This is a genomic window from Streptomyces sp. NBC_01298 (assembly GCF_035978755.1).
In the GTDB taxonomy this organism is placed as follows: Bacteria; Actinomycetota; Actinomycetes; order Streptomycetales; family Streptomycetaceae; genus Streptomyces.
The window spans coordinates 7,673,013-7,698,692 of the sequence record NZ_CP108414.1 but is presented as its reverse complement, the minus strand read 5'-3'; the positions used below and the strand labels follow the sequence as shown (position 1 = coordinate 7,698,692).

The following is a 25,680-nucleotide window of genomic DNA, read 5'->3' as shown; positions in this document are numbered from 1 at the left end:
AATGACGTCAGCTTCTGTGAACGGCGTCAGTCGAGGACCGGATGGGCTTCCGGATGCTCGTCCCACCACGCCCGGTGGAAGGGGTTGTTGTCCACATTGGCGAGGTACGCGTAGGCGGCGGAACGGTAGAAGAGTTCCGCCTGGCGGGCCGAGACCGCCGAGCGGTTCCAGGCGAGCCGGATGCGCCCCGTGATCGGCGCCCCGATCAGCGGCCGCATCACGGTGCCGGCCACGGCGGGCGCGGTGGGCTGGCTGAGGGAGACGGCGCGGCCCGCGGAGATCAGGTCGTACTGCATCATGCGGTCGGTGATCCGGTAGCGCAGCGCGGGGACGAAGCCGGCCTTGGCGCAGGCCTCGACCAGCGCCTCGGGTCCGCCGTCGTCGTCCTCCACCAGGGTCATCCACTGCTCGTCGGCGAGGTCCGCGAGATCCAGGGCCTCCAGCCGGGCCAGCGGGTGGCGGGCCGACATCCGGATGCAGAAGGGCTCCTTGGGGACCAGGGTGCGGGCCGTCACCCCCGCGGGCAGCGGCACCTCGTGGTCGTTCACCTCTCCGTACACGATGACGTCGTAGCGGCCCGCCCCGAGCATCCGCACCAGGGCGGTCACCGAGTCCTCCAGGTCCACGGTGATCTCCCGGCCCGACAGGACCAGGTCCTGCCGGGCGATCAGCCCGTCGATCAGCACCAGCAGGATGCAGCCCAGGCGCAGCGGTGCGTCGGCCGTCCGGGCCCGGGTCTCCGCGCCGAGGGCGTCCATCTCGCTGAGCACCCGGCGCGCCTTGGCCAGGACGAACTGGCCGAGCGGGGTGGGTTCGACCCCGAGGCGGCCCCGGACGAAGAGTTCACCGCCGGTGACCCGCTCGATCCGGCGCAGCTGGGCGGAGAGCGCCGGCTGGGAGACCCCGAGTATCCGCGCCGCACCCCCCAGGCTTCCCGTCTCCGCTATCTGGCAGACGGCTTGCAGATGTCTCAACTCCAGCTGCATCCGTGCAGCGTACGCAGCGTCACGCGCCGGCACCATAACGCCGGTCTTATGTCCGCAGGGATGTCCCGATCTCGTCATGGACACGCCCATACTCGGCCGCGAACAGCCAGACCGTCCCACCGCCTTTCCCCGCCCTTCCCCGCCCCATCCCCGTCCCATCCCCCCACACGATCGGAGTGGACTCTTGCAGCCCACCAGATGGATGGCCGCCCTCGCGGCCATGGTGCTGACCACGGGCCTCGCCGGCACGCTGGCCACCACCGCCACCGCCTCGCAGAACGCGGTTCCCGGCCCGGCCTCCTCCGCCGAACGGGCGGTCGCCGCGGCCGACGCGGCCGTGCGCAGCGGACTCGACAGCCTGGTCAACTCCCCGCAGCAGCAGTACGACCGGCGCCTGGTCACCCCCTGGGTGAAGGACCTGTACTCCGTCGCGTACGAGCGCAGTTACCGCGGCCTGCCGGTCGTCGGCGGCGACGCGGTCGTCCTCGCCGACGGCGAGGGCCGGGTACGCGCCCTCCAGTCGGCCTCCGCGACCGTGATCGACGTGTCGACCACCGCGTCGTTCTCGGCGAAGGCCGCCGAGGCCGTCTCGCGGGGCCGTCAGGTCAAGACCTACAAGGTGGACAGCAGCCGGCTCGTCGTCAAGCTCAAGGACGACAAGGCGGTGCTGGCCTGGGAGACCGTCCTGACCGGGCGGACCGCCAAGGCCCCCAGCAAGCTCCACGTGTTCGTGGACGCCCGCACCGGCAAGGTGCTCGACACCTTCGACGAGGTGGTCGCGGGCAGCGGCAACAGCAAGTGGAACGGCCCGAACCCGCTGACCATCGACACCACGGCCTCGGGTGGCACGTACTCCCTGCGCGACCCGAACCGGACCGGGTTGAGCTGCGCCGACTACAGCAGCGGCACGGTCTTCTCGAAGTCCTCCGACTCCTGGGGCACGGGCAACCCGACCTCCAAGGAGACCGGTTGCGTGGACCTCATGTTCGCCGCGCAGAAGCAGTGGGACATGCTGAGCCAGTGGCTCGGCCGCAACGGCGTCAGCGGCAACGGCCGCAGCTTCCCGGCGAAGGTCGGCCTGAACGACGTCAACGCGTACTGGGACGGCAGCTCGGTCAGCATCGGCCACAACAACGCCAACGAGTGGATCGCCGGCGTGGACGTGGTGGCCCACGAGTACGGGCACGCCATCGACACCAACACCCCGGGCGGCACCAGCGGCCAGGAGTCCGGGCTCGGCGAGGCCACCGGTGACATCTTCGGCGCGCTGACCGAGGCGTTCATCAACGAGCCCTCCCCGTACGACACCCCGGACTACACCGTCGGCGAGATGATCAACCTCGTGGGCAACGGTCCGATCCGCAACATGTACAACCCGCCGGCCGTCAACAACGACCCGGCCTGTTACAGCTCCTCGATACCGAACACCGAGGTGCACGCGGCCGCCGGCCCGCTGAACCACTGGTTCTACCTGCTCGCCGAGGGCACCAGCCCGGGCGGCGGCAAGCCGAACAGCAGCACCTGCAACCAGTCCACGCTGACCGGCGTGGGCGTCCAGAACGCCGGCAAGATCTTCTACGGCGGCATGCTGCTGAAGACCTCCAGCATGTCCTACAAGAAGTACCGGACGGCGACGCTGAGTTCCGCCAAGTCGCTGGACACCACCTGCGACCTGTTCAACAAGACCAAGGCCGCCTGGGACGCCATCAGCGTGCCCGCCCAGTCCGGTGACACGACGTGTACCCCGAGCGGCCAGAACAGCGACTTCTCGCTGGCCCTGAACCCGTCCTCGGGCACCGTCCAGCAGGGCGCCTCGGCCACCACGACGGTCGCCACCGCGATCTCCACGGGTACGGCCCAGCAGGTGACCCTCACCGCGTCCGGCCTCCCGGCCGGGGTCACCGCCTCCTTCAGCCCGGCCACCGTGCAGTCCGGCCAGTCCTCGACGCTGACGCTGACCGCCTCCTCCAGCGCCGCTCCCGGATCCTCGACCGTCGTGGTCAAGGGCCAGGGCACCAGCCTCTCGCACACCGTCGACTACGCGCTCACCGTGGGCGGCACCACGCCGCCTCCCGGCGCGCCGAACATCGACGTGGCCGCCGTCCAGGCGCACCTGACGCAGTTCAACACCATCGCCTCCCAGAACGGCGGCAACCGCCGTGCGGGCAGCGCCGGTTACACGGCGTCGGTGGCGTACGTGAAGGGCAAGCTGCAGGCCGCCGGCTACACGGTGACCGAGCAGAACTGCACCTCGTGCACCTACCCGTCGAACAACCTGATCGCCGACTGGCCCGGTGGCCCGGCCGACCAGACGATCATGTTCGGCTCGCACCTCGACAGCGTCTCGGCGGGTCCGGGCATCAACGACAACGGCTCGGGCTCCGCGACCCTGCTGGAGAACGCGCTCGTCCTCGCCCAGAAGAACCCCACCATGACCAAGCACGTCCGCTTCGCCTGGTGGACCGACGAGGAGCAGGGCCTCAACGGCTCGAAGTTCTACGTCAACCAGCTCACCAGCACCCAGAAGACCGCCATCAAGGCCTACTACAACTTCGACATGGTCGGCTCGACCAACGGCGGCTACTTCATCAACAACGTCAACTCCACCGCGGCCGCCCCGCTCAAGGCCTACTGGACCTCCCTGAACCTCGCTCCCGAGGAGAACACCGAGGGCCAGGGCCGCAGTGACGACTACTCCTTCCAGCAGGGCGGCATCGCCACCTCCGGCTACGCGGCCGGTGCCAGCGCCCGCAAGACCTCGGCGCAGGCCACCAAGTGGGGCGGCACCGCGAACGCGGCGTACGACTCCTGCTACCACGCCTCCTGCGACACCACGAGCAACATCAACGCCACCGTCCTGGACCGCAGCGCCGACGGCGTGGCCTACACGGTCTGGAACCAGGCCGTCGGCGGCACCACCCCCGGCCCGGACTTCTCGATCAGCGCCTCCCCGGCCACCGGCAGCGCCGCCCAGGGCGGCAGCACCAGCTCCACGATCAGCACCGCGACCACCAGCGGCGCCGCCCAGACCGTGGCCCTGTCGGTGACCGGCGCCCCGGCCGGCACGACCGCCTCGCTGAGCCCGTCCTCGGTCCAGTCGGGCAGCTCCTCGACGCTCTCCGTCCAGGTCGGCGCGAGCACCGCGCCCGGCACCTACACCCTGACCGTCACCGGTGCGGGCTCGGTCAGCCACACCACCACCTACACCCTGACCGTCACCGGCACCGGCCCCTCCTGCACCCCGCGCCAGCTCGTCGCCAACGGCGGGTTCGAGAGCGGCACCACCCCGTGGACGACCACCACGAACGTCATCACCAACCAGGCCGGCCAGACCCCGCACGGCGGCACCTACAAGGCCTGGCTCAACGGATACGGCTCGACCCACACGGACAGTGCCTCCCAGTCCGTGACCATCCCGACCGGCTGCTCCTCGTACCAGCTCGGTTTCTACCTGCACATCGACACCGCCGAGACCGAGAACACGGTCTACGACACCTTCACGGTCTCGGTGGGCGGCCAGACGCTGGCGAGCCTGTCCAACGTCAACGCGGCCTCCGGCTACCAGCTCAAGACGTTCGACGTCTCCCAGTTCGCCGGGCAGACGGTCACGCTGAAGTTCCAGGGCGTGGAGGACGCCTCCCTGCAGACCTCCTTCGTCGTGGACGACGTCACCCTCCAGGTGAGCTGACACCCACCGGCACCCTGAGCACCACCTGAGCACCACCCGGGCGGCACCCGCCCCGGCCACGCGGCCGGAGCGGGTGCCGCCCGGCCGTGCGCGGTGTATGCAGGAGGCATGGACCCCTCAGCGCCGCATCCACGCACCAGCCGGTTCCGGGAATCGCGCGCGGTACTGCTGGCGGTCCCGTTCCTGCTGATCGCCGCCGTCACGGTGGTGGACGTCCTGGCCCCGCCGGACGTCCACCTGGGTCCCTTCCTGGTCGCCGCCCCGGCTCTCACCGCCTCCTTCGCCGGGCCCCGGACGACCGGGCTCGTCGGCGCCGTGGCGGTCCTCGCACAGGTGTCGGTGGCGATCGCGCGCACCTCCCTGACGGACCTCAACCACACCTTCCAGATCATCGCCCTCGTCCTGATCTCGGCCTTCGTCACCTTCTTCGCACACTTGCGCGAGGTCCACGAGCGCCAGCTCACCCGGCTGCGCTCCGTGGCCGTCGCGGCGCAGCAGGTGGTCCTACGACCGCTGCGCGACCGGATGGGCCCGCTGCGGATCGCCTCGGTGTACCTGTCGGCCGAGGCCGAGGCGCAGATCGGCGGCGACCTGTACGCGGCCACCCGCACCGCCGACGGCACCCGGCTGCTCATCGGCGACGTCCGCGGCAAGGGACTGGAGGCGGTCGGAGAGGCCTCGGTGGTCCTGGGCGCCTTCCGGGCCGCGGCCCATCTGGAGGCCGACCTGCCGGGCCTGGTGGGCTACCTGGAGGCCGCCGTGGCCGCCGACCCGGACCGGGGCGCCGACGGACAGGCCGGCGCCCCCGGCCGGCCGGAGGAGGGGTTCACCACGGCCGCGGTGCTCGACGTCCCCGACGCGGAGCCCACCCTCCGGCTGGTCAGCTGCGGGCACCCGCCGCCGCTGCTGCTGCGCGGCGGCCGGGTCGTCCCCCTCCAGGTGGACCACCCGGCGCCGCCGCTGGGCCTGTCCGAATTGGTGGACACCGGCTTCACCGCGCAGTCCTTCGCCTTCGAGCCCGGTGACGTGGTCCTGCTGTACACGGACGGCGTCATCGAGGCCCGCGACGCGTCGGGGGCCTTCTACCCGCTGCCGGAGCGGGCCTCGGACTGGTCCGGAGACGGCCCCGAGGCCCTCCTGCGCCACCTCTGCGCCGACCTCCTCGCCCACACCCCGGACGGCTTCCTGGGCGACGACGCGGCGATGGTGGCCGTCGAGCGCATGGTGGTTCAGCCGCCGTCGCGGACCGCGACGATGCCGTTGAAGACGCCGACGTAGGCCGTCCCGTCGGGGCCCAGCGTGATCGGGGCCCAGTTGTTGTCGTACAGCGGGCCGGTGCCGGTCAGCTGACGCCAGCGACGCTCGCCGGTGCGGAAGTCGACGGCCGTGAGGTACCAGGCGTCGATCCCCCAGACGTTCGGCTCCTTCTCGTAGAAGTAGAGCAGCCCGTTCGCGGTGGAGAGCTTCGGGACCACGGAGGGCGAGCGGATCGCGCTCTGCCAGACCGTGTCGCAGCCGCTGCCGTCGGCGCGGACGTCGATGCGGCTGACGCCGCCGACGACCGACTTGCCGAGGACCAGCGAGGTGACGTTCTCGTAGCCGTAGTTGTTCTCGACGACGATGCTGTTGCCCCAGGTGATCAGGGAGTTGTCGGTGGTCGAGGCGCCGGACCGGAACACCGGGACCTTGCACACCAGGCGCTGCCCCTCGGGCACGTCCAGGCCCCGCTTGAAGACCAGGACGTTCATCCGGTCGTCGGCGTTGTCGGTGATCGCGACGTAGCCGTCGCCGAAGAGGTCCGGGGTGGTGCCCGAGCCCTGGTTGACCGAGCCGGGCTTGGTGCCCGTACCCCGGTCGTAGGTCTGGCGCCACTGCACGAGGGGGGTGCCGTCGGCGGCGGCGGCGAAGCTGTACAGCGCGTGGTCGGTGACGATGGAGACGCCGTCCTCGCCGACCGAGAAGGAGTTCTGGATCTCCTCCCCCGCCAGCCGGACCGAGCGGATCACCGAGGTCGCCGGGTCCACGGTGCCGACGCGGCCCTGGCGGGTGACCCACCAGATGCGGCCGTTCCAGTCGGGCATCACCGAGGTGACCGGGTCACAGGTGCCGGTGGGCCACAGGTTGGTCCAGTCGACGCAGTCGTGCGGGACCTGGCCGGTGAGGTCCCAGTCGTTGTCGACCGTGAACTGCCAGCTTCCGTCCGGCTTCTGGGCGTGCGAGAGGCGCAGGACGTGCTGGCGGGAGTCGGCCAGCACCGCCCGGTCCTGGTTGTCCAGGTAGAAGTAGGCGCCGCCCGAGGTGTCCTTGAAGATCTTCGAGAAGTCGAGCGAGGTGATCGCCTGGACCGTCGAGGAACGCTGCGGGAGCTGGTACTCCGCGAGCGTGGCGAGCGTACGGGGCTCCAGCAGCTTGACCTTGAAGCCGCCGAAGGTGCCGCACACCGTGACCAGCCGGCCGCCGGAGTCGAAGGTGGCGGTGGCGCATTCGCCGCCGAGGGCGGCGATCTTCTCGCTGGTCACCTTCGGGTTCTCGCCGAGCGGTCCGGACCAGGGCGAGGTGGCGCTGCCCGCCGCGTCGGAGTGCATGCCGCTGCGGCCGTTGGGCGCGAGGAAGGGGTGCTGCGGCGGGGCTTCGCCGGGGAGCGGGGCGGCGGTGGCGGGACCGCCCTGGTAGTGGCTGACCAGGCGGTGGCCGGGTGCCAGGGGTATCTCCTCGGCGGCGGCCGGCGAGACCCCGTACCACACCGCACATGCGGCGAGAGCGGGTGCCACGGCGCAGTTCAGCGCTCTTCGGAACATCCGGACTTCCTCCCTTGACCTCGGTTGCCCTGGGTCTTTATTGACATTGCGTCTGACATCGCGCCGGGGCCAGACGCTAGATCGCACTGACTGAGGAGTCCATGGATGAGCCGGATGATTCACGAAGGCGCAACAGTTGATCAATTGACGGGACGTCAGGGCTTGAAGCCGCTGACCACGTTCGCCGTGGCCGAGACCCCGTTGTGGATGGTCTGCGCGAGGCTGCTGCTCGCGAGATAGAAGCCGAGCAGGACACAGACGAGCGCGTGCGAGAACTTGAGGCCGCCACCGCGCATGAAGATCCACGCGAGGACGAGGAGCAGGACGAGGACGGAGAGGGAGATCACCATCGGAACACCTCCTTACGCGCCGCCATGGTGGCGCAGCGGGAGGGCCCTTCGGGCGAAACTCGTGTCCGCCAAACGGGTGTTGACGGTCCGTGACCGGTGTTCAGTCCTTGACGATCTCGTCCCAGTGGGCCGTTTTCGCGCACCAGCGTCCGAGCAGGACGGGATCATGCCCCACCGCCAGCAGGCCCGCGCCGGACTCCGCCCGGTACTCCTCCACTACGCCGACCAGCGCGGCCGTGGTCGACGCGTCGAGCATGGCCGTCATCTCGTCGCACACCAGCCAGCGCGGTCGCAGCACCAAGGCCCGTGCCACACAGGCGCGTTGCAGCTGGCCGTCGCTGACCTCGTGGGGCCGTCGGCCGAGCAGGTCCGCGCCCAGGCCGACGCGGTCCGCCAACTCGGGCACGGTGGCGTCGATTTCGCCGCGCCGACCGGTCGCGCGGAGCGGTTCGGCGACGAGCTCGCGCAGCGTGAGCCGGGGGTCGGCGGCCAGCCGGGGCTGCTGGAACACCATGCCGACCGAGGTCCGCAGGGCCCGCGGCGCCCGGTGCCGGAAGCCGGCCACGGCGCGGCCGTCGAAGGCCACGGTCCCCCGGTCGGGCCGGTGCAGCAGTGCGGCGACCCTGGCGAGGGTGGACTTGCCGCAGCCGCTGGGGCCGAGCAGTCCGAGGGATTCCCCGGGGGCGAGGCTCAGGCGGGCGCCGCGGACGACGGGGGCCCGGCGGTCGTAGCCGGCGGTGATGCCGGTGAGCTCAAGCATGGTGGCAGGCCACCCCTTCGGTGAGCGCGGGCCGCTCGGCCCGGCAGCGGGAGTCGGCACGCGGACAGCGGGCGGCGAAGGCGCAGCCGGCCGGGAGCGCGCCGAGCTCGGGCGGGGCGCCGGGGACCGGGGCGAAGGCCCGCTCGGGGAGGGCGTCGAGCAGTCCGCGCGCGTAGGGGTGGCGGGGGCCCGGAGCGCCGAAGAAGGCTCCGGCGGGGGCGGTTTCCACGATCCGGCCCGCGTACATGACGGCCACGGTGTCGGCGATGCGGTGGGCCGCCGCGAGGTCGTGCGTGATCATCAGCAGCGCGCGCCCGGCGTCCCGGGTGTGGGCGCGCAGCTCGTCGACCGTGCGGTGGACGAGGTCCCGGTCGAGGCCGGTGGTCGGCTCGTCGGCGAGCAGCAGGGGCGCGTCGCCGATCAGCGCGAGCGCGGTGGCGGCCCGCTGGGCGAGCCCGCCGGAGAGCTCGTGGGGATGGCGGTCGAGGTGGGTGGCGGGGAAGGCCGCCCGCTCGGCCGCCGCTTCGGCGGCTTCCCGCAGGCCCGCCCGCCCCGTCCCGGTGAGTTCGCGGACCGTCTCCTCCAGGTGGGAGCGGATGGTGCGGACCGGGGTGAGGTGCGCGGCGGGGCTCTGCGGGACCAGTGCGACGCGGCGGCCCCGGACGCGCCGGGCGAGGGTGCGTTCGTCGAGGCCGAGCAGGTCGGTCCCGTCGGCGAGCCGGGCGGCGCCGGCGGTCTCGGCGTTGCCGGGGAGCAGGCCGAGGAGGGCGGAGGCGAGCACGGACTTGCCGCAGCCGCTCTCGCCGACGAGGGCGAGGCATTCGCCGGGGCCCAGGTCGAGGGTGGCTTCGGTGACGGCCTCGACGTACCGGCCGCCGCGCATGCGGAAGCGTACGGAGAGCCGGTCCAGCTCGAGCACGGGCCGGGCGTCGCCCCGCTCCGGTGGGACGGGGGTCTTCACAGGCTGAGCTCCGAGCGGCGGCGGGGATGGAGGCGCTCGCGCCAGGCGCCCGCCAGGCCCGCGATCGCCAGGGTCGGGACGATCAGGAGGAGCCCGGGGAAGAGCGTGGGCCACCAGTCCCCGGCCAGCAGCGAACCGCGGGCCGTCTGGACGAGGTTGCCCAGGCTCGCCTGGTGCGCCGGCAGGCCGAGGCCGAGGAAGGACAGGGCCGACTCGTGCCACATGGCGTGCGGGATCATCAGCACCGCGGCGAGCCCGGCCTGCGGCATGACTCCGGGCACGAGGTGGCGTACGGTCACCCGCCACCGCGAGGCACCGCCCGAGACGGCCGCGTCCAGATAGGGCCGCGAACGCAGCGAGAGGACTTCCGCGCGGACGATGCGGGCCGTGGACAGCCAGTGGGTCAGGGCCACGGAGACGACCACGGGCCACACCCCCGGCCGGAACATCGCCACGATGAAGATGCCGAGCAGCAGGTGCGGGATCGAGGACAGCGCGTCCACGATCCGCATGACGCACCGGTCCGGCCACCCGCCGAGCGCCCCCGCGAGCGCGCCGACCGCCGTGCCGAGGACGGTGGCGACCAGCGCCGCCACCAGCCCGACCAGCAGCGAGACGCGCAGCCCGTACACGCAGCGCAGCAGCAGGTCGCGGCCCACGTCGTCGGTGCCGAAGGGATGGGACCAGGAGGGCGGCATCAGCTTTGCCGACAAGTCGACCGCCTGCTGGTCGAGTTGGACCAGCGGCGGCACGAGCAGGACCGCCAGCGTGATCAGGACGACGATCACCGCCGAGGTCCGCACCCGCAGGTTCCGGGTGGAGCCGCGGTCGCGGCCGTGGGAGCGCCAGACCGGCCCCGTCGCGCGCGTCACCGGGGTCGTGTCAGCCATCGAAGCCCACCCTCGGGTCCGCCAGCCCGTAGAGCAGGTCGGACAGCAGGTTCCCGGCCAGCACGGCGGCCGTGGCCAGCACGGTCAGCGCGGCCAGGAGCGGGAAGTCCACCGAGGTCGCCGCCTGCACGGTGGCCGCGGCGATGCCGGGCCAGCTGAAGACGGTCTCCACCAGCAGCGCGCCCGTGATCAGTTCCGGCACCCGGGACCCGATCAGGGTCAGCATCGGGAGCATGCCGGAGCGCAGCCCGTGGCCGAGCAGCACCCGTCGCTCCCCCAGGCCCCGCGCGCGGGCGCCGCGTACGGGATCCTCCTCCAGCGCGTCGGCCACGCCGTGCCTCACGTACAGGAAGAACCAGGGCAGTTGGGAGATGCCGAGCACGAGCGCCGGCAGCACCAGGTGGCGGGCCACCTGCCCGGCGGTGACCACGTCGCTGCCCGCGTCGGTGAGGCCGCCGGAGGGCAGCACACCCAGGCGCACCGAGAAGAACCAGACGGCCAGGAGGCCCAGCCAGAAGGCGGGGGCCGCTTCGAGGGTGTACGCGAGCCCGGAGACGGCCCGGTCCAGGCGCCCGCCCTGCCGGCGCGCGGCCAGGACGCCGAGCGCGGTGCCGAGCAGTACGGCTACGGCGAAGGCGCACAGCGCGAGCAGGGCCGACCAGCCGAGCCGCTCGGCGATGACGTCGGAGACGGGCTGGCGCATGACGGAGGAGGTGCCCAGGTCGCCGGTCAGCGCCGAGGTCAGCCACTCCCACCAGCGCGCGAGCAGGGGCTGGTCCACGCCGAGGTTGGCCCGCAGCTGGTCGAGTCCGGCCTGCGAGGCGGTGAGCCCGGCGGTGCCGGCGTAGGCCTTGACGGGGTCGAAGGGGGACAGTGCGGCGACCGCGAAGACCCCGAAGGTGACGACGAGCAGCACCGGACCGGCGAACAGCGTCCGCCGCCCCGCCATGCGCGCCATCGGCCCCCACGGAAGCCGGCGGAGCGGGTCGAGACGGTGGAGCGGGCGGAGCGGACGGAGCGGGCGGGGACGGTGGAGCGGGCGGGGACGGCTCACTTCCGCTTCGGCTTCCAGCTCTCGACGTTCCACCAGGGGCCGGTTCCCAGGCCGTGGTCGTGCGGCTCGGTCTGGGTGGAGGGGCCGTCCCACCGGTCGGCCACGACGTAGAGGTGGTCGATGTGGGTGAGGTAGACGTAGCCCGGGTCCTTGACCAGCTCGCGCTGGACCGTGTCGTACGCCGCCTCGCGCACGGCCGGGTCCGCGCTCCGGCGGCCGTCGAGCAGCGCCTTGTCGACGGCCGGGTTGTCGTAGCGGGCCATGTTGTTGAAGCCGTCGCCCGCGAGCGCGGAGTTCAGCGTCAGGTACTGGTCGAAGTCCGGGTCGGCCGGGGAGCCGCCGCCCGCGAGGACGGCGTCGGTCCGCATCCGGGGCTCGATGACCTCCCAGCTGCCGGACTCGGTGGTGACCTGGATGCCGGCCTTCCGGGCGTCGGAGGCGAAGGCGAGCGCGTGGTCCTGGCGGAGCTTGTCGCCGGAGGTGTACCAGAGCGGGAAGGCGGCCCGGACCCCGTTCTTGGCGCGGACGCCGTCGGCGCCGGGGATCCAGCCGGCCTCGTCGAGGATCTTCTCGGCCCCGGCGAGGTCGTGGGCGCGCTCCGTGCCGGCGGCGAACCAGGGGCTGCCGGTCGGGACGGGGCCGTAGGCGGCCTTGCCCGCGCCTTCCAGGAGCTTGTCGACCATGGTGGCGCGGTCCACGGCGATGTCCAGGGCCCGGCGGACGGCCGTGTCACCGGTGACGGGGTGTTCGGTCGGCAGGGTGACGTTGCGGTAGTCGAAGCTCTTGGCGGCGTAGGTCTTTCGCGCCTTGTCGGCCTTGAACCCCTTGGCCAGGTTCGGCGGCAGGACGGCCCCGTCCAGTTCGCCGGAGCGCAGCCGGGTGGCGCGCACGTCGTCGTCCTTGATGACCGCCATGGTGAACTTCTTCACCGCGGGCTCGCCGCCCCAGTAGGTCGGGTTGGCCTTGAAGCTCAGCTTCTCGCCCTTGGACCAGGCGGTGAGCACGTACGGTCCGGTGCCGACGGGCTTGGTGGTGAACTCGCCGCTGTTGACGTCCTGTCCGCCCGCGAGGTGCTCGGGGGCGATGGGCAGGACGGTCCGCTCGGCGAAGGGGGCGTAGGGGTACTTCAGGGTGAAGACGACGGCCTCGTCGCCCCGCGCCGTGACGTCCGCGATCGCGTCGAGCTCGGACTTGGACGCGTTGTTCGTCTTCGCGTCGAGGATCGTCCGGTAGGTGAAGACCACGTCCTTGGCGCCGAAGGGCCGTCCGTCGCTGAACTTCACGCCCCGGCGGAGCGCGTAGGTGTAGGTGAGCCCGTCCGCGGAGACCTCCGGGAGGGACTCGGCCAGCGCGGGCTTCAGCTTCATGCCGGCGTCGTGCGCGAGCAGTCCGTCGAAGATCTTGGAGTTGCCGTCCTTGCCGTAGCCCAGCAGCGGGCTGAGGCTCTCCGGTTCGGTGGCTATGCCGACGACCGCGGAGTCGGCGGCGCCGGCACCCGCCGCGGCGCCTCCCCCGGGGTTCGAACAGGCCGCCGCGCCCGTGACGATCACCGCGGCCGCGGTCGCCCCGGCCATTCCCCGTACGGTCCGGGCCTTCATCTGATGCACATCCTCCGTTATTGCAAAGGGCTCGCAATAATGCCAGACGGGAACGGAAGAACACGAACCGGGCACCCTCGGCGGGAAGGGAGCCGCAGGGGTCTTGCCCGGCCGCCGCGGAGCGTGCCATATATGTCTAGACCTTTCGGGGAACCCAGGAGAACCGGAAGACCCCGAGAGCCGGAAGACCCAGAACCGGAAGACCCAGAGCCGGAAGACCCGAAGAGCCGGAAGAAGAGGGCGCCCGCCGTGCACGACCCCGCACCCCGCACCGCGCCGCACTCCCCGCGCCGCTCCTGGCGGCCTTCCGTACGGGTACGGGCAGCGGCGGCGCCCGCCCTCGCCCTGGTTCTCGCAGCCGCCGCGCTGACGGCGTGCGGCGGCGGCTCCGACACCACGCCCCCGGCGGTCCCGGCCGGGCTCACGGCCCAGGCCGGCAGCGCCACGACCGTGCACGTCATGTGGCTTTCGGCCGCCCCCTCCGACGGGGTGACGTCCTTCCTCGTCTACCAGGCCGACCGCCTGGTCCGCGAACTGCCCGCCGACAAGACGATGACGGACATCACCGGCCTCACCCCGCGGACGGCCTACGCGTTCACCGTCCGCGCCCGGGACGCCGCCGGGAACACCTCCCCGGCCGGCCCGGCCGCCTCCGCCACCACCCCCGCCGCGACGACCGAGGACCGGGTGGCCCCGAGCGCGCCGCCCCGTACGAACGGCCAACCGCTCGGGCCCACTTCCGCCCGGCTGACCTGGGCCGCGGCCACCGACGACACGGGCGTCACCGCCTACGACGTCTACCAGGGCGACGCCCGGATCCACACGGTCGGCCACGGCGTCACCACGACCGTCCTGGAGGACCTCCAGCCCGACAGCCTGTACACCTTCACCGTCCGGGCCCGCGACGGCGCCGACAACGCCTCCCCCGACGGCCCCGCCGTCGACGTGAGCACCCCGCCCGGCCCCGGACAGCGGACCGGCACCGCCCCGGGCGAGTTCACCGCCGCCGCCTCGCCGGGCGCGGTCACCCTCGCCTGGACCCCTCCGGCGACCGGCCGGGAGACCAGCGAGTACGAGCTCTACGTCAACGGCCGCCCCACCACCGTCATCCAGTTCGGCGCCGGCGCGGTCCCGGCCGGCCGGGCGGAGCACCGCCTGACGGTCGCCGAACCACCCGGAACCGTATGGACCGTGAAGCTCCGCGCACGGCTGCCCGACGGCACCTGGGGGGTGTTCTCCGCCGAGCGGCGGATCGTTCTGACCTCCTGAACTCCCCCGCCCTGACCTCTCGAACTACCCCGCCTCGGAGCGGAACCTGACAACCTGTTCGTTCGATCTGGCCCGAACGGCACTATCGCGAAAGAAGATCGCGCAGAATACTCCCGTGTTCGGTGAGTACTCGGTCAACAACAATCAGGCAGATTCCATGGACGGCATTCCTGGGCCAGACTCTGGCGCCGTGCCGGGAAACCTGCCGCCGGAAACGGCAAGCTTCGTGGGCCGCGAGCGTGAACTCGGCCTCCTGTCCGACCTGCTGCGCGAGCGGCGGCTCGTGACGCTCACGGGTGTCGGCGGCGTCGGGAAGTCCAGGCTGGCCCTCCGGGCCGCCGCCGACCCGCGCCAGCGCAGGCCCGACGGAGTGTGGTGGGTGGAGCTCTCCCCGCTGCGCGACGCCGAGCTGCTCACCGCCACGGTCGCGCACACCATCGGCCTCGCCCACCAGTCCCCGCGCCCCCTGGACGAGGAACTGTGCGCGTGGATGGCCGACAAGGAACTGCTGATCGTCCTCGACACGTGCGAGCACCTGGTGGCCGCCTGCCGCCACCTGGTCGGCGAACTCCTGCAGTCCGCACCGGGCCTGACGGTGATGATCACCACGCGCGAGCCGCTCCGCAGCCCCGGGGAACATCTCCTCGAGGTCAGCCCGCTGCCCAGCGAGGGCCCCGAGAGCGACGCCCTCGCCCTGTTCCGGGCCCGCGCGCTCGCCGCCACCCCGCACGCCGCGGCCGCCTTCGCCGACCCGGAGCGGGCCGCCCTCGCCGCGGACATCTGCCGCCGCCTGGACGGGATCCCCCTCGCCCTCGAACTGGCCGGCGCCCGGATGCGGCTCTGGACCCTGGAACAGATGGCCCAGCGCCTCGAAGGCCGCTTCGACCTGCTCTCCGGCACCACCACCGCCCGCCTCCCCCGGCACCAGACGATGCGCACCGCGATCGGCTGGAGCCACGAACTGTGCGAGCCGGTCGAGCGGCTGCTGTGGGCCCGGCTCTCGGTGTTCACCGGGGACTTCGACGTCGCAGCGGCGCGCGCGGTGTGCTCGGGCGGCCCGCTGCCCGCCGCGCGGGTGGAGCGGGTGCTGGCGGGGCTGGTGGCGAAGTCGGTGGTCCGGTGCAGCCGGGAGCGGGGCGCGGGCGCCCGCTACCGGCTGCTGGACACGATCCGCGAGTACGGCCAGGACTGGCTGGCGGAACTCGGCGAGGAACGGGTGATCGCCGACCGGCACGCCCACTGGTACGCGGCGCTCTCGAAGGCCGCCGACCCCGCCTGGATGGGCCCCGGCCAGGTGGACTGGTACCGCAGGATGACCGCCGAGCACGCGCAGCTGCGCACCGCCCTGGAGCACCTGCTCCGCTCGGATCCGACGGCGGCCCTGGAGACGGCCGGCGCGCTCTGGTTCTTCTGGTTCTCCTGCGGCCACGTCGGCGAGGGCCGGTCCTTCCTCGAACGGGCCCTGAGCAGGGGCCCTCGCTCGGGGGCCGCCTACGTCCAGGCCCTGTGGGCCCTGGGCCTCACCACCCTGCTCCAGGGCGACCTGTCCACGGCCGAGGAGCTCGGCAAGGTGTGCACCGGCGCCGCGGCCACGCTGGCCGACCCCGAGCCGGAGCTGCGCGCCGCGTACCTGCACGCGGTGTCGGTGCTGATGCCGGGTGATCCCCTACGGGCCCTGGCGCTCGCCGGCCCCCGGGCGCGCGGGGGGCACGGCGGGAGAACCGCCGGCGTGGGGTGGCTGCTGTGCCGGCTGGCCACCGGCTACGCCCTGTGCGACCTCGGGCGCTTCGAGGAGGCCGAGCGGGAGGCGCAGGGCCTGCGCGAGGCCTGCGCGGAGCTCGGCGAGCGCTGGCTGCGCGCGTACGCGGACTACATCCTGGCCATGGCGGCGCTCGGGCTCGGCCACCACGGGGAGGCGGCCCGGCACGCGCGGGCGATGCTGTCGGGCAAACGGCTGCTGGGCGACCGCTTCGGGATCGCGCTCGGCCTCGACCTGCTGGCGGCGGCCGTGGCGGGGCTGGGCGACGGCGAGCTGGCGGCCCGGCTGCTGGGCACGGGGCACGCCTGGTGGCGCACGGTGGGCCGGCCGCAGATGGGCTCCCCCTCGCTCGCGGCCGTGCGCGACCAGGGCGAACGGAAGGCCCGGGCGGCGATCGGCGACGAGGCGTACGAGAGCGCCTTCCTGGGCGGCGCGGCGGCGACCACCGGCTGACTCCGGCCCGTGCGGGCCCAACCGGTGGCGCCGTGGCGTAAGTCGAGGGCTCCCGTCAGTACGGGAGGGGTCTGCCCGACGGGGTACGCAGATCCAGGTCTCGGGGTGCGGGCTTCGGAACGGGCTTTCGGATCAGCTGCTGGCGCATGCTGCCTCCTCGCTCAGACAAGGGCCGGGCGGCGGGGTTCCACCGTGCGGCCGTCGGGGAGCAGTTCACCTGTGTCGTCGAACACCACGGCGCCGTTGCAGAGCAGATTCCAGCCCTGTTCGGGGTGGAAGGCCACGGTGCGTGCGGCGTCGTGGTCGACGCTGTCGGCGGACGGGCAGGGGGGCTGGTGGGAGCACATGGCGCACCTCCTCGCAGTGTGGGGCGGGAGGGCCGGTGGTCACCCGGTCGAATCCGCGATCCACGGTGGCGGTGAGTATTGCTGATCGCCACCCCCGGACGGAACCCATATTCGCCGCCCAGTTCAGGGTGTGTATGCCCGCTTACGATGCGCTCATGCCCGCTATCCGGATCATTCGCCACACAGTTCTCGAGCCCGGGGAGGCGTGGAGGAGGCTGACGGACTGGGAACGCCACGGCGCAGCCGTCCCGCTCACCCGGGCGATCATCGAAACGCCGCCTCCGACGCACACCGGGACCCGTTTCACCATGCGTACGGGCGTGGGGAGGATCACCTTCGACGACCCCATGGAGGTCACCCTCTGGCAGCCCCCGCTGGACGGCTCGGCGGGACTGGTCCGGCTCGTCAAACACGGCCGCGTGGTGACCGGCCGGGCGGAGATCGAGCTCCGCCCCTCGCCGCGGGGCGGCAGCGAGGCCGAATGGCGCGAGGAACTGCGCGTGCGCGGCCTGGGCCGCCCGTTCGACCCCCTCGTCGCGGCGGCAGCCCGGCTCTTCTTCACCCGCGCCCTGGACCGGCTGCTGCGGCCCTGAGGGCCGCGGCTAGGGTTCCCTGATCACCGCACCCGGTGATCACCGCACGACCGAGGGGGATCTCCGTGGCCACCCCGCCACCTCCGCAGGCAGGCCCGTACGGTCCGTACGGGCCGTACGCGGCCCAGCAGCCGCAGCAGCCGGGGCCGGCGGGCCCGTACGCCCCGCCGCGGTCCGCGGGCCCCTACGGGCCGCCGACGGCCCAGGCGCCGCACGTGCCGCATGTGCCGCCGCACGTGCCGCCGCAGCCGGGTCCGTACGGCTCCTGGTCCGCGCCGCGGCCCTCGTACGGCTGCCGGCTCTGCGGGGCCGGTCCGGCCGCCGAGGCCACCGTGCGCGGTCATCAGGGGATGATCGTGCTGATGCGGTTCCTGAGCCTGCGGGGGCCGTTCTGCCGGGACTGCGGGCTCGCCACCTACCGCCGCATGTCCTCGGACACCCTGTGGCAGGGCTGGTGGGGCCCCCTGTCGGTGTTCGTCGCGCCGATCACCCTGCTGCTGAACCTCGGCCCGCGCGCGGCCTTCCGCCGGCTCGCTCCCCCGACGGGCGGCCACCGGCCCCCGCTGGACCCGGGCAAGCCGCTGCGCCGCCGGCCGGCCGCACTGCTCTTCCTCGTACCGGCGCTCTTCCTGTTCCTGGCGATCCCCGCCCTGATCCTGATCGGCGTGCTGGCCGGGGACGACACCGTGCACCCGCTGGTGTCGGGGCAGTGCGTCCGCAACGAGGGCGACTGGAGCGACCAGAAGCTCCTGGTCACGGACTGCGCCGCGCCGGAGGCCCAGTACCGCGCCACCCGCCCCTCCCTTGCCCCGGGCGGGACCTGCGCCCCCGGCGACTACCTGGCCCGGCCGGACTACAGCCCCGAAGGCACCGTCCTCTACTGCCTGACACCGCTGCGCTGACCGGGCGACCGGCAGCGGAAGGCCCCCGGCGCCTCGTGGCGCCGGGGGCCTTCCCCGTTCGGGCGGATCCCCGCGCTAGCGGATCGGCATGCCCGAGAGGGTGCGGGCGATCACCAGCCGCTGGATCTCGCTCGTTCCCTCGAAGATGGTGTAGATCGCGCTGTCGCCCCCGAGACGCGCAGGCCCGCCGCTCCAAGGTGTCACCAGACCAGCGGTTACGGCACTTTCTGACGGCGTTGCTCGGGATTGTTCGGGGCTTCTCGGTGTTGCTGGGGCTCCCACGTCTCCCAGAGATCTCCCATCTCCCCCAGAAACGGCGGACCCCCCGACGGCTGGCGTCGGGGGGTCCGCTGTACCGGCAGCCGCCAGGGGGGCGCCCGCTACCGGCGCCGGTACGTCGAGGGGGCCATTGGCCTCTATCTGGGCAGTTGCTACCGACCTATCAGTCGACCGATCGACCAAGATCACGAGATGCTTCAGTTCTGCTGCTGACAATATGATCTTGCTGAGCTGACCTGGGCAGGTGTCAGCAGAACAAGATCAATGGATCCGCGAAGCCCAAAGAGCCGTGGGCGACCGCATCCGCGTCGCCCGGATTCACGAAGGCCTGACACAGGAACGGCTCGCCGAGCATGCCGGCGTTGACCGGTCGACGGTGCAACGGCTCGAAGGCGGCACGACGGACGCGAAGATCAGCCACTTGTTGCGCATCGCCCGCGTCCTCCGCGTGTCGGTGAAGAGTTTGCTGCCGCCAAACACATAGAGACCTTTCGGCCACTCTGCGCGATTGCCCCAGTCTGCCTGTCCCATGCACGGAGCGCCATGGGCTTCGCAGATATATGCACATGCACCATTGGCCCGACCTGCGAACACGTCACGAACCGTTAGGTTCTAACCATCAGTTGAGTCCTGATCGATCGAACGTTCGCACGAATCTTTATGCGAGCGAACCCGCATGCGAATGGCTGGATACCCGCCTCTCCCGCTGCCGCCGCGGCCGGAGAGGCGGGGGTCTAGGGGAGCGCGCCGTGCGGCGGGCAGGCACGAGGGAACCAGCTGACCGTCACGCCGCCGCGAGTGACAAGGCGCGCGCCAAGGTCGATCACGGCCCGGTTGTCGAGGGTCACCCCGCAGTGCACGCAGGCCCGGCCGCGCTCCTGCTGCTCCGAGAGCGACCGGTGGTTGATGCACCGCCGGATCTCCCACTCCTTGCCGGCGCCGGTCGTGACGGTGCCGTCCGGGTACAGGGTGGTGGTGACGGCGCCGCAGTCCCAGCAGGCCTCGCCGTGGAGGCGGGCGATACTGACGGCGTCGAGGGCAGGGTCTGCCATGGCCCCTCCGATCTGCTGTGTTGTGGGCACAGACAGATCATGAACCGCAGGAAGGGCCGCAAGTGACACACCTTGTGTCACCTATCAGACGGCGCCGATCCACTCCGCGTAGCTCGTCAGGCTGTCGGCGTCCGCGCGCTTGAGCCGGCGGAGGGTGCCCGCGGTCTCCCGGGCCCAGGGATGCTCGCGGGTGTGCTGCGGGGCAATACTGCGGGCGACCTTGAGCGACTCGAAGGCGTCGTCGGTGCGGCCTGCGGCGAGCTGGCCGACGGCGAGCTCGATGTAGAAGCCCGACCTGCGTTCGGCCGGCAGGTTGCCGCTCGGCTTCCACTCCCGGGCGAGAGACAGGGCGCTGGTGATGTGGTCGCCGCCGAGGCTGACGGCGAGCGACACCTGGTGGATGCGGACGGACTCCGGCCCGAACGCCGTGCCCTGGTAGACGCCTTCAGGTACGCCGTCGCCGAGGGTGCGAGCCTCGCTGATGTGCGCGGTGGCGGAGTCGGCGTTGCCGTCTCGGGCTGCCAGGACCGCGGCCCGCATGTGGAGGGCGCCGAGGGTGGCCGACTCCTTCGCTCCGCCAGTGGGCGCGGCATCGATGGCCGTCTCGAGGGCGCGAAGCCCCGCGGTGTGGGCGCGGGCGGCGAAGAAGGTCTCAGCCCGGACGTAGCTACACACCGCCTCGAGGAGGGGGTCTTCCGCCTGGACTGCGGCCCACCGCATGAGGTCGATGAGGCGGGCGGACAGGTCCCGGCCGCCGGCCTTGTAGGCGACGGCATCAGCGGACCGGGCAGCCGAGGTGAGAAGCCGTGCCGCAGCCTGCCGGTCGGGCCCTGCGCTGGCGTGTAGGGCGGCGACGGCGTCGGTCAGGAGGGTGGGAGCTATGGCGGCCAGCCGGGAGTACTGGGAGGCCAACCTGTACGCCATAGCCTCCTCAACCTGGACGCGGAGCCGGGCCAGGGGCGGGGCCGGTGTGCCGAGGTCGAGATCGTAGGCAGCGATGGCCGCGGAGATGCCGGGCAGCGAGTCCCGCATGCGGCTGCCGGATGGGTCGTGGCTGGGCAGCAGCCGCCCGGGATCCATGCCGAGCGCGCCGGCGATGGCCTCGAGGGTGTCATCGCTGGGGATGCGGGCGCCCTGCTCGACCTTGCGGAGCATGCTGAGGGAGACGTGGGCCGCGCGGGCGAGGGCGTCCTGGCTCATGCGGCGGGTACGGCGGGCTGTGGCGATGCGCTGCCCAAGGTGGCTGGCCATCGTGCTCCGTTCAAGGTGCGTGTCAGCGCACCGTACCGGGGCAGATCAGGCCGGACTTGCCTTTCTCCAAGACGGGTTGACGAGTGCGGGGATGTCGAGGAGGGAGTCGATGGCGTAGTCGGCAACCCGCTGGACGGTCTCGTCGTCAGCCCACCAGTATCCCCAGGGTCCGCGGCGCAGGTGCGCGGTCAGCAGACCGGCCTGGGCCGCGGGGAAGATGTCGTTCTGCGGGTGGTCGCCCACGTACAGGGTCTGGCTGGCGGGCGCTTCGGCGGCGCCGATGACCTGGTGGAAGAAGTCCGGCGACGGCTTGGCAACGCCCCACTCCGCGGAGGCGACGACCAGGTCCGCGGGCAGGTTCAGCGCGCGCAGCAGGTCACCCATCTTGGCGGACTGGTTGCCGGCGATGACGACGCGGACGCCCATCTGCTGCAGGGCGGTGAGTGCTGGCCGGACGTCGTCGTACAGGTCCGTCTCGTCGAGCTGTTCGCCGCGGCCGGCAGCCTCGCGCGCGGCGTACTCGGCGCCCACGTCGATGCCCGGCTTCAGCAGGCGAAGGGCGTCGGCGTTGTCCCGTCCGTCCACCACAACAGCGCCGACGAGCGCGGACAGGGTGTGCCGCGGTACGCCGAGCCAGTCCGCCCAGGACGCCCAGTAGCGGTCGTCTCGAGTGAGGGTCTCGCCAACGTCGAGCACGACTGTACGAATCATGCAGCGGATCTTACGACGGGCCGACTGCGGCCGATATCCTGTGCGACATGTCCCCCACCCCTCCAGGCCGTGGCCCTGTGCGCCCTCTCGCGGAGATCAACCGCGAGATCCGGGCGCTCGTCGCCGCGGGCCGGGCCGGGGATCCTCGGTACACGGAGCTGCTGACGGAGTGGGCTGCGGCGATCCGCGGGGACGTCAGACCTGCCGCCTAAGATCCGGCCGTGGCTGAAATTGAACTTGATCCAGAACTCATCGCTTACCAGCAGGCTGCCGACGACGCACACGCCGCTGTACGCCGACTCCAAGAGGAGTACGGCAGGCCGACCCAGGACGGCGGCTGGACCGACGACCAGCATGCGACATGGCAGGCGGCATGGATCGCTTGGCGAGAGAGCGCGGCCCTCATGGCTCGCTGCCGAAGTAGCTACGACAGTGAGCAGGCCTTGAAGAGGGCCGTCCGCCATCCGGAGCTGGTCGAGGCCTAACAGCACTCCGCCCCACCGGGCGCTGTTCCGGTGGGGCGGTGCTCAGCAGCTTCCCCGCATGCTTGAGCCGATGTGATGGCCTGATTCTCGCAGGGGCCACTGACAACGGGCCGATCCCCGGGATGCCGGTTCGGCCCACGCAGAGCACGCTGGAGGGATGGACCATGCGCCGATCCTCGTGCACCGGATCTCCCCGACGGGCGGCCGGCGAGTCGTGATCCGCATCCAGGGCGTCGACACCGTCCTCGGCGTCGCCCACAGCGACCGGGACCTAATCGAGTTCCTGCGACGCATCGACCTGCCCGACCCCGACGACATGGTCCTCGGCGACTCCGAGGTCATCGCCTGGCAAGGCGGGAGGCCGCAGTGATGAGGTGTCGTACTTCATGCCACTCCTCAGGGCTGGGCGTCTAGTTGAGGCCGGCGCGCTGGCATACCGCACGCACGACCATGGGGTGCCACTGTTCGGCACGGCGCGGGCGATGCCCTTCGGCGTGGAGCGCCTCACAGATTTGGCGGTACGAGTTCCCCGCTCGGCGAAGTCCGAGCATCAGAGCGCGGGCCGCTTCCTCGGCTGGATTGAGTCCTGCGTCGCGTTCGCGGCCTTCGCCGACACCGTGGGTGCCGTAGGCGTATGCACCGACATGCTTCTTGCCTGCGAGGCCCTTGGCCGCCCGCCCGTCGCGAAGCCGCTTGACGACCATGCGGCGGTCGAGTTCGGCGAACACGCCCACGACCTGGCGCATTGCCGTGCGCATGGGGTCGTCCGGATCGTCTCGGACGATCTCGCCTGTGTCCGTGGCGAAGACCCGGCCACCGTCTCGCCAGACGATCGCAAGGGTTGCCTCCTGGACGGTGAGTGCTCGAGCGAGCCGGTCAAGTCGCGGGATGAGGAGTCCATCCACCTCGCGTTCCCGAATCGCGAGCAACGCTTCCGACAGGCCTGGCCGATCCACGGCTTCCGTGGCGCCGCTCACTCCCTCTTCTCGAATGAGCGTCAGGATGCGGTGCCCGTTGGCCTTGGCCCACGCTTTGACGGCCTGCTCCTGCACGCCGAGGCCGTAGCCGTCGGAGACCTGTCCGGCCGTACTCACGCGGACATAAGCGACAAGCTTCACCGGTCAACTCCCACGGTCCGTAAGTCTTTCCGTGGAAAAGCTTACAGTGCAGGTCACAAGGAAGTTCGGGAAACGACGAAACCCCCTCCCGCCGGAGCGGAAGGGGGTGCGGCTGCCGTACTCCAGTTCTCTCACACGTCGATGTGGATGTGCCTGCGGGCCCGCTCGGGTATCGGCTCGGCTGGGGGGACTTCGAGGCCGGCATCCCGGACGCGAGTGAGGATGTCGCGCAGGCGTCGCTGGAGCCACTCAAGGGCGAGCGCCTGGTCTCCGATGCGCTCAGACTGCCGTGCGGACTCGGCTTTCTGCTCGGCCAGTTCCTTCTTCACGTCGACGAGGGAGGTGCGGATCTCCGCCGTGACCACCGTGAAGTCGTCCCGCTTTTCTTGCCTGGGCGTCCTGCGGGCGGCGCGTGCTGCCCACACGCCGCACACTCCGGTCGCCACCGAAACGCCCACCGACGCCCAGGTCTCATAGCTCATAGGGAGGCTCCGCTCGCTTCAGCCGGGGCGGCTCTGCCCACCCCAGCACCACCATGATTGGGACGGTGATTGCCGCCCAAACCGCTGCCGCCGCCCAGCCGCGCGGGTAGTCCCCGAGGAGCCAGGAGGCCAGATAGGTCGTCATCCACGGCACCACGATCAGCACGAGGGAGACGAAGCCTGCAGCGTCACGGCCCGGCGGAGCCCATGCGCTTATCAATGCGATCAGTCCTGCGACGATCCAGCACCATGCCCATGCGGTGAGTGGCATCAGGGCCAGGGCGACTTGCAGCCCTCGCTGGTCGGGTTGTGGCTGGACAATCTGCCCCCAGCCGACGAGGAGCCACACGATGCCGTAGCAGGAGAGGATGGTGCCGCGGCGGCCCAGCCTGCGCTTGAACCGCCGGACCGCACGGCGCGGCATCTACACGCCCGAGAGCGGGCGTGCCACCGCAGCGGCCGGCGTGGGTGCGGTGATCTGCGTTCGGTCCCACATGGCCACTACGGCAGCCGCGGCGGCGAGAACGACAGCCTGCTGCTCCGCCGACCAGCCGAGGCCGAAGCCGACGGCGAGCGCGAGGGCGGCCTGGGCGAATCCGAGGACGGCGGCACCGACGGCGTCGTGCGCCATGACGGCGAGGACCAGGCCGACGAGGGCCGCGGCGACGGCGTTGATGACGGCCTGCTGGTCGGCGGTCACGTCCATGCCGAACGCGGCGAGGAGCTTGACGCCGATGGCGACGAGGCCGAGCCAGAGAGCCGGCTCACGATTGAAGATCTTCACGGTGATCCCTTCAGGACTGGAGGCGGGTGGCGAGCTTGGCGGCGACGAGCTCGGCGATCTGCTCGGCGAGCGCCGGGGACGCGGCGAGCGAGGCGGAGATGGCCGCGACCTGCTCGGGGGTGAGCTCCACGGGCTGCGGCGTGCCGAGCTTCTGCAGGATCTGCGCAGTCCGGGAGTTCGCTGCGGATGCCTGTGCGGATGCAGTGCGCAGGTCGGAGTAGGCGTCTCCGGTCGCGTCCTTGCCCTTGTACTGCCAGCCCATGAACGGGATGGTCGCCGCGTGGACCTCGGCGAGCTGCTTTGCCTGGTTGGCATCCATGTCGTCCTCCTGGGACGTGTCGAAGGCCGGCCACGAGCCGGGGTCTGTGTGGTCGTTCTCGGGGACCTGGCTGTGGCCGTACCAGCCGGCTTGGGTCTCCCAGGTCTGCTCGTTGCGGTTGCCTCGCGTGGTGAGCGGCCCCATCGGCCAGCGGTCCGGAACCCCCCAGGACCGGATCCACGCGTGGAGTTGGTCCCAGCCCTTGCACGGGGTGTCGACCAGGCGGGCGTAGGTCTTGCCGTTCCAGACGCAGTACGGGAAGAAGAGGGCCTCGATCTGGATGACGACGCTGCCGGCGCGGTTCGTGCGTGTGCCGCCCGGCTGGTCAGCCAAGCTCTTCGACCGCGAGTTGGCGGGGTGGAACTGGGTGAAGCGTCCCGTGAAGGGGTCCCAGAGGATGTGGGGCGCGGAGGGGATCCCGTCGGGGTTGCGGCCGAACCAGCTGACCAGGCGCTCGTAGGAGACCAGGGGCAGCGGCTTCGCGGCCGTGGTGTCCTCGTCCCACGTCACGTGCGGGATGGCTTTGGCGGGGCCGCCGTCGGTGGGCGCGTGGTCGCCCACATCGAGCTTGGTGGCTCCGGGCATCCAGAGGTCGGGCATGGGTCCTCCGTAAGTTGTTAGGTGGCCCGGGAGGGCCGGATGTGGCTGATGGGGCCTTGCCTTCAGTGGCTTCCCTGGAGTGGCCGTCCGGCTCTCCGGGGCGCCCTGACTGCTGATTGAGATGTGCGCTTCGGTCGCTGATTACGGAGATGACAGCGGGGTGTTCCTCGGGCCAACGGCAGGCTGTGCCG

27 protein-coding genes and 1 pseudogene are annotated in these 25,680 nt (G+C 71.7%); 10 read left to right on the top strand and 18 right to left on the bottom strand.

Translation table 11 applies throughout. The features are described from left to right. Positions 1-26 precede the first annotated feature (26 nt). The gene (locus OG730_RS35250; protein ID WP_327308036.1) at positions 27-986 is read right to left on the bottom strand and encodes a LysR family transcriptional regulator; all 960 of its coding nucleotides are present in this window, start codon (positions 984-986) and stop codon (positions 27-29) included. Positions 987-1,188: 202 nt separating this feature from the next. Here OG730_RS35250 and OG730_RS35245 point away from each other — a divergent pair, with 202 nt between their 5' ends. Beyond that, positions 1,189-4,674 carry a M28 family peptidase gene (locus tag OG730_RS35245; RefSeq protein WP_327309550.1) on the top strand — a complete coding sequence of 1,162 codons (3,486 nt, stop codon included), beginning with the start codon at positions 1,189-1,191 and terminating at the stop codon, positions 4,672-4,674. A 108-nt stretch (positions 4,675-4,782) separates the two neighbouring features. Further along, the gene (locus OG730_RS35240; RefSeq protein ID WP_327308035.1) at positions 4,783-5,952 is read left to right on the top strand and encodes a PP2C family protein-serine/threonine phosphatase; all 1,170 of its coding nucleotides are present in this window, start codon (positions 4,783-4,785) and stop codon (positions 5,950-5,952) included. On the opposite strand, the gene OG730_RS35235 is transcribed toward OG730_RS35240, so the two are convergent. From OG730_RS35235 to OG730_RS35205, 7 genes are all read right to left on the bottom strand, one after another. Continuing rightward, a complete protein-coding gene (locus tag OG730_RS35235; RefSeq protein WP_327308033.1) occupies positions 5,904-7,472 on the bottom strand; it encodes a hypothetical protein in 1,569 nt (522 codons plus the stop codon). The two genes, OG730_RS35240 and OG730_RS35235, sit on opposite strands and share 49 nt — an antisense overlap. 155 nt (positions 7,473-7,627) lie before the next feature. Then, a complete protein-coding gene (locus OG730_RS35230; protein WP_327308032.1) occupies positions 7,628-7,822 on the bottom strand; it encodes a hypothetical protein in 195 nt (64 codons plus the stop codon). A 100-nt stretch (positions 7,823-7,922) separates the two neighbouring features. Continuing rightward, a complete protein-coding gene (locus OG730_RS35225; protein WP_327308031.1) occupies positions 7,923-8,582 on the bottom strand; it encodes an ABC transporter ATP-binding protein in 660 nt (219 codons plus the stop codon). Further along, complete coding sequence (locus OG730_RS35220; protein WP_327309549.1) at positions 8,575-9,465, bottom strand: ABC transporter ATP-binding protein; 891 nt, start codon at positions 9,463-9,465, stop codon at positions 8,575-8,577. Before OG730_RS35220 ends, OG730_RS35225 begins: the two co-directional genes overlap by 8 nt. A 74-nt stretch (positions 9,466-9,539) precedes the next feature. Then, the gene (locus OG730_RS35215; RefSeq protein ID WP_327308030.1) at positions 9,540-10,433 is read right to left on the bottom strand and encodes an ABC transporter permease; all 894 of its coding nucleotides are present in this window, start codon (positions 10,431-10,433) and stop codon (positions 9,540-9,542) included. Further along, complete coding sequence (locus OG730_RS35210) at positions 10,426-11,391, bottom strand: ABC transporter permease (RefSeq protein ID WP_327308029.1); 966 nt, start codon at positions 11,389-11,391, stop codon at positions 10,426-10,428. Before OG730_RS35210 ends, OG730_RS35215 begins: the two co-directional genes overlap by 8 nt. Before the next feature lie 92 nt (positions 11,392-11,483). After that, positions 11,484-13,085, bottom strand: coding sequence for an ABC transporter substrate-binding protein (locus OG730_RS35205; protein ID WP_327308028.1), 1,602 nt, complete (start codon positions 13,083-13,085; stop codon positions 11,484-11,486). 249 nt (positions 13,086-13,334) lie between these two features. Here OG730_RS35205 and OG730_RS35200 point away from each other — a divergent pair, with 249 nt between their 5' ends. Both OG730_RS35200 and OG730_RS35195 read left to right on the top strand, forming a co-directional pair. Beyond that, positions 13,335-14,354, top strand: a complete 1,020-nt coding sequence (locus OG730_RS35200; protein ID WP_327308027.1) for a fibronectin type III domain-containing protein — start codon at positions 13,335-13,337, stop codon at positions 14,352-14,354. 190 nt (positions 14,355-14,544) lie between these two features. Then, positions 14,545-16,566: an ATP-binding protein gene (locus OG730_RS35195; RefSeq protein ID WP_327308026.1), complete on the top strand. Its 2,022-nt coding sequence runs from the start codon at positions 14,545-14,547 to the stop codon at positions 16,564-16,566. Positions 16,567-16,727: 161 nt separating this feature from the next. Here the strand turns inward: OG730_RS35195 and OG730_RS35190 are convergent, their stop codons facing one another. After that, complete coding sequence (locus tag OG730_RS35190) at positions 16,728-16,913, bottom strand: DUF5999 family protein (protein ID WP_250740159.1); 186 nt, start codon at positions 16,911-16,913, stop codon at positions 16,728-16,730. Between the two features lie 155 nt (positions 16,914-17,068). On the opposite strand from OG730_RS35190, the gene OG730_RS35185 reads away from it, so the two are divergent. Further along, positions 17,069-17,506: an SRPBCC family protein gene (locus OG730_RS35185; RefSeq protein ID WP_327308025.1), complete on the top strand. Its 438-nt coding sequence runs from the start codon at positions 17,069-17,071 to the stop codon at positions 17,504-17,506. 65 nt (positions 17,507-17,571) lie between these two features. Continuing rightward, positions 17,572-18,408, top strand: coding sequence for an LppU/SCO3897 family protein (locus OG730_RS35180; protein WP_327308024.1), 837 nt, complete (start codon positions 17,572-17,574; stop codon positions 18,406-18,408). A 75-nt stretch (positions 18,409-18,483) separates the two neighbouring features. Here OG730_RS35180 and OG730_RS35175 read toward each other — a convergent pair. After that, positions 18,484-18,585: pseudogene (locus OG730_RS35175) on the bottom strand (acyl-CoA dehydrogenase family protein); the annotation flags it as partial. 391 nt (positions 18,586-18,976) lie between these two features. On the opposite strand from OG730_RS35175, the gene OG730_RS35170 reads away from it, so the two are divergent. Continuing rightward, a complete protein-coding gene (locus OG730_RS35170; RefSeq protein WP_327308023.1) occupies positions 18,977-19,171 on the top strand; it encodes a helix-turn-helix transcriptional regulator in 195 nt (64 codons plus the stop codon). Between the two features lie 250 nt (positions 19,172-19,421). Here the strand turns inward: OG730_RS35170 and OG730_RS35165 are convergent, their stop codons facing one another. From OG730_RS35165 to OG730_RS35155, 3 genes are all read right to left on the bottom strand, one after another. Then, complete coding sequence (locus OG730_RS35165; RefSeq protein WP_327308022.1) at positions 19,422-19,739, bottom strand: hypothetical protein; 318 nt, start codon at positions 19,737-19,739, stop codon at positions 19,422-19,424. 84 nt (positions 19,740-19,823) lie between these two features. Continuing rightward, a complete protein-coding gene (locus tag OG730_RS35160) occupies positions 19,824-20,990 on the bottom strand; it encodes a helix-turn-helix domain-containing protein (RefSeq protein ID WP_327308021.1) in 1,167 nt (388 codons plus the stop codon). A 45-nt stretch (positions 20,991-21,035) separates the two neighbouring features. Next, entirely contained in the window at positions 21,036-21,701 is a 666-nt protein-coding gene (locus OG730_RS35155) for an HAD family hydrolase (protein WP_327308020.1), read from the bottom strand. Positions 21,702-21,748: 47 nt separating this feature from the next. On the opposite strand from OG730_RS35155, the gene OG730_RS35150 reads away from it, so the two are divergent. The 3 genes from OG730_RS35150 (at position 21,749) to OG730_RS35140 (ending at position 22,556) form a co-directional block, all read left to right on the top strand. Then, complete coding sequence (locus OG730_RS35150) at positions 21,749-21,913, top strand: hypothetical protein (protein ID WP_327308019.1); 165 nt, start codon at positions 21,749-21,751, stop codon at positions 21,911-21,913. Between the two features lie 9 nt (positions 21,914-21,922). Further along, entirely contained in the window at positions 21,923-22,186 is a 264-nt protein-coding gene (locus OG730_RS35145; RefSeq protein ID WP_327308018.1) for a hypothetical protein, read from the top strand. Between the two features lie 157 nt (positions 22,187-22,343). Beyond that, the gene (locus tag OG730_RS35140; RefSeq protein ID WP_327308017.1) at positions 22,344-22,556 is read left to right on the top strand and encodes a hypothetical protein; all 213 of its coding nucleotides are present in this window, start codon (positions 22,344-22,346) and stop codon (positions 22,554-22,556) included. 40 nt (positions 22,557-22,596) lie between these two features. Here OG730_RS35140 and OG730_RS35135 read toward each other — a convergent pair whose 3' ends face one another. From OG730_RS35135 to OG730_RS35115, 5 genes are all read right to left on the bottom strand, one after another. Then, positions 22,597-23,304: a recombinase family protein gene (locus OG730_RS35135; RefSeq protein WP_327308016.1), complete on the bottom strand. Its 708-nt coding sequence runs from the start codon at positions 23,302-23,304 to the stop codon at positions 22,597-22,599. Positions 23,305-23,435: 131 nt separating this feature from the next. Continuing rightward, positions 23,436-23,786, bottom strand: coding sequence for a hypothetical protein (locus OG730_RS35130; RefSeq protein ID WP_327308015.1), 351 nt, complete (start codon positions 23,784-23,786; stop codon positions 23,436-23,438). Further along, the gene (locus OG730_RS35125) at positions 23,776-24,210 is read right to left on the bottom strand and encodes a hypothetical protein (RefSeq protein WP_327308014.1); all 435 of its coding nucleotides are present in this window, start codon (positions 24,208-24,210) and stop codon (positions 23,776-23,778) included. The genes OG730_RS35130 and OG730_RS35125 overlap by 11 nt, the downstream gene beginning before the upstream one ends. Then, positions 24,211-24,570 (bottom strand): hypothetical protein, encoded by a 360-nt coding sequence (locus tag OG730_RS35120; protein ID WP_327308013.1) that lies wholly within the window; start codon positions 24,568-24,570, stop codon positions 24,211-24,213. Between the two features lie 10 nt (positions 24,571-24,580). Next, a complete protein-coding gene (locus tag OG730_RS35115; RefSeq protein WP_327308012.1) occupies positions 24,581-25,489 on the bottom strand; it encodes a hypothetical protein in 909 nt (302 codons plus the stop codon). Between the last annotated feature and the right edge of the window lie 191 nt (positions 25,490-25,680).

What these genes read in the sequence shown, in the direction of transcription:
- OG730_RS35250 (WP_327308036.1), bottom strand. Translation starts at nt 986, where the DNA reads ATGCAGCTGGAGTTGAGACATCTGCAAGCCGTCTGCCAGATAGCGGAG.
- OG730_RS35245 (WP_327309550.1), top strand. Translation starts at nt 1,189, where the DNA reads ATGGCCGCCCTCGCGGCCATGGTGCTGACCACGGGCCTCGCCGGCACG.
- OG730_RS35240 (WP_327308035.1), top strand. Translation starts at nt 4,783, where the DNA reads ATGGACCCCTCAGCGCCGCATCCACGCACCAGCCGGTTCCGGGAATCG.
- OG730_RS35235 (WP_327308033.1), bottom strand. Translation starts at nt 7,472, where the DNA reads ATGTTCCGAAGAGCGCTGAACTGCGCCGTGGCACCCGCTCTCGCCGCA.
- OG730_RS35230 (WP_327308032.1), bottom strand. Translation starts at nt 7,822, where the DNA reads ATGGTGATCTCCCTCTCCGTCCTCGTCCTGCTCCTCGTCCTCGCGTGG.
- OG730_RS35225 (WP_327308031.1), bottom strand. Translation starts at nt 8,582, where the DNA reads ATGCTTGAGCTCACCGGCATCACCGCCGGCTACGACCGCCGGGCCCCC.
- OG730_RS35220 (WP_327309549.1), bottom strand. Translation starts at nt 9,465, where the DNA reads ATGCGCGGCGGCCGGTACGTCGAGGCCGTCACCGAAGCCACCCTCGAC.
- OG730_RS35215 (WP_327308030.1), bottom strand. Translation starts at nt 10,433, where the DNA reads ATGGCTGACACGACCCCGGTGACGCGCGCGACGGGGCCGGTCTGGCGC.
- OG730_RS35210 (WP_327308029.1), bottom strand. Translation starts at nt 11,391, where the DNA reads ATGGCGCGCATGGCGGGGCGGCGGACGCTGTTCGCCGGTCCGGTGCTG.
- OG730_RS35205 (WP_327308028.1), bottom strand. Translation starts at nt 13,085, where the DNA reads ATGAAGGCCCGGACCGTACGGGGAATGGCCGGGGCGACCGCGGCCGCG.
- OG730_RS35190 (WP_250740159.1), bottom strand. Translation starts at nt 16,913, where the DNA reads ATGTGCTCCCACCAGCCCCCCTGCCCGTCCGCCGACAGCGTCGACCAC.
- OG730_RS35185 (WP_327308025.1), top strand. Translation starts at nt 17,069, where the DNA reads ATGCCCGCTATCCGGATCATTCGCCACACAGTTCTCGAGCCCGGGGAG.
- OG730_RS35165 (WP_327308022.1), bottom strand. Translation starts at nt 19,739, where the DNA reads ATGGCAGACCCTGCCCTCGACGCCGTCAGTATCGCCCGCCTCCACGGC.
- OG730_RS35160 (WP_327308021.1), bottom strand. Translation starts at nt 20,990, where the DNA reads ATGGCCAGCCACCTTGGGCAGCGCATCGCCACAGCCCGCCGTACCCGC.
- OG730_RS35155 (WP_327308020.1), bottom strand. Translation starts at nt 21,701, where the DNA reads ATGATTCGTACAGTCGTGCTCGACGTTGGCGAGACCCTCACTCGAGAC.
- OG730_RS35150 (WP_327308019.1), top strand. Translation starts at nt 21,749, where the DNA reads ATGTCCCCCACCCCTCCAGGCCGTGGCCCTGTGCGCCCTCTCGCGGAG.
- OG730_RS35140 (WP_327308017.1), top strand. Translation starts at nt 22,344, where the DNA reads ATGGACCATGCGCCGATCCTCGTGCACCGGATCTCCCCGACGGGCGGC.
- OG730_RS35130 (WP_327308015.1), bottom strand. Translation starts at nt 23,786, where the DNA reads ATGAGCTATGAGACCTGGGCGTCGGTGGGCGTTTCGGTGGCGACCGGA.
- OG730_RS35125 (WP_327308014.1), bottom strand. Translation starts at nt 24,210, where the DNA reads ATGCCGCGCCGTGCGGTCCGGCGGTTCAAGCGCAGGCTGGGCCGCCGC.
- OG730_RS35115 (WP_327308012.1), bottom strand. Translation starts at nt 25,489, where the DNA reads ATGCCCGACCTCTGGATGCCCGGAGCCACCAAGCTCGATGTGGGCGAC.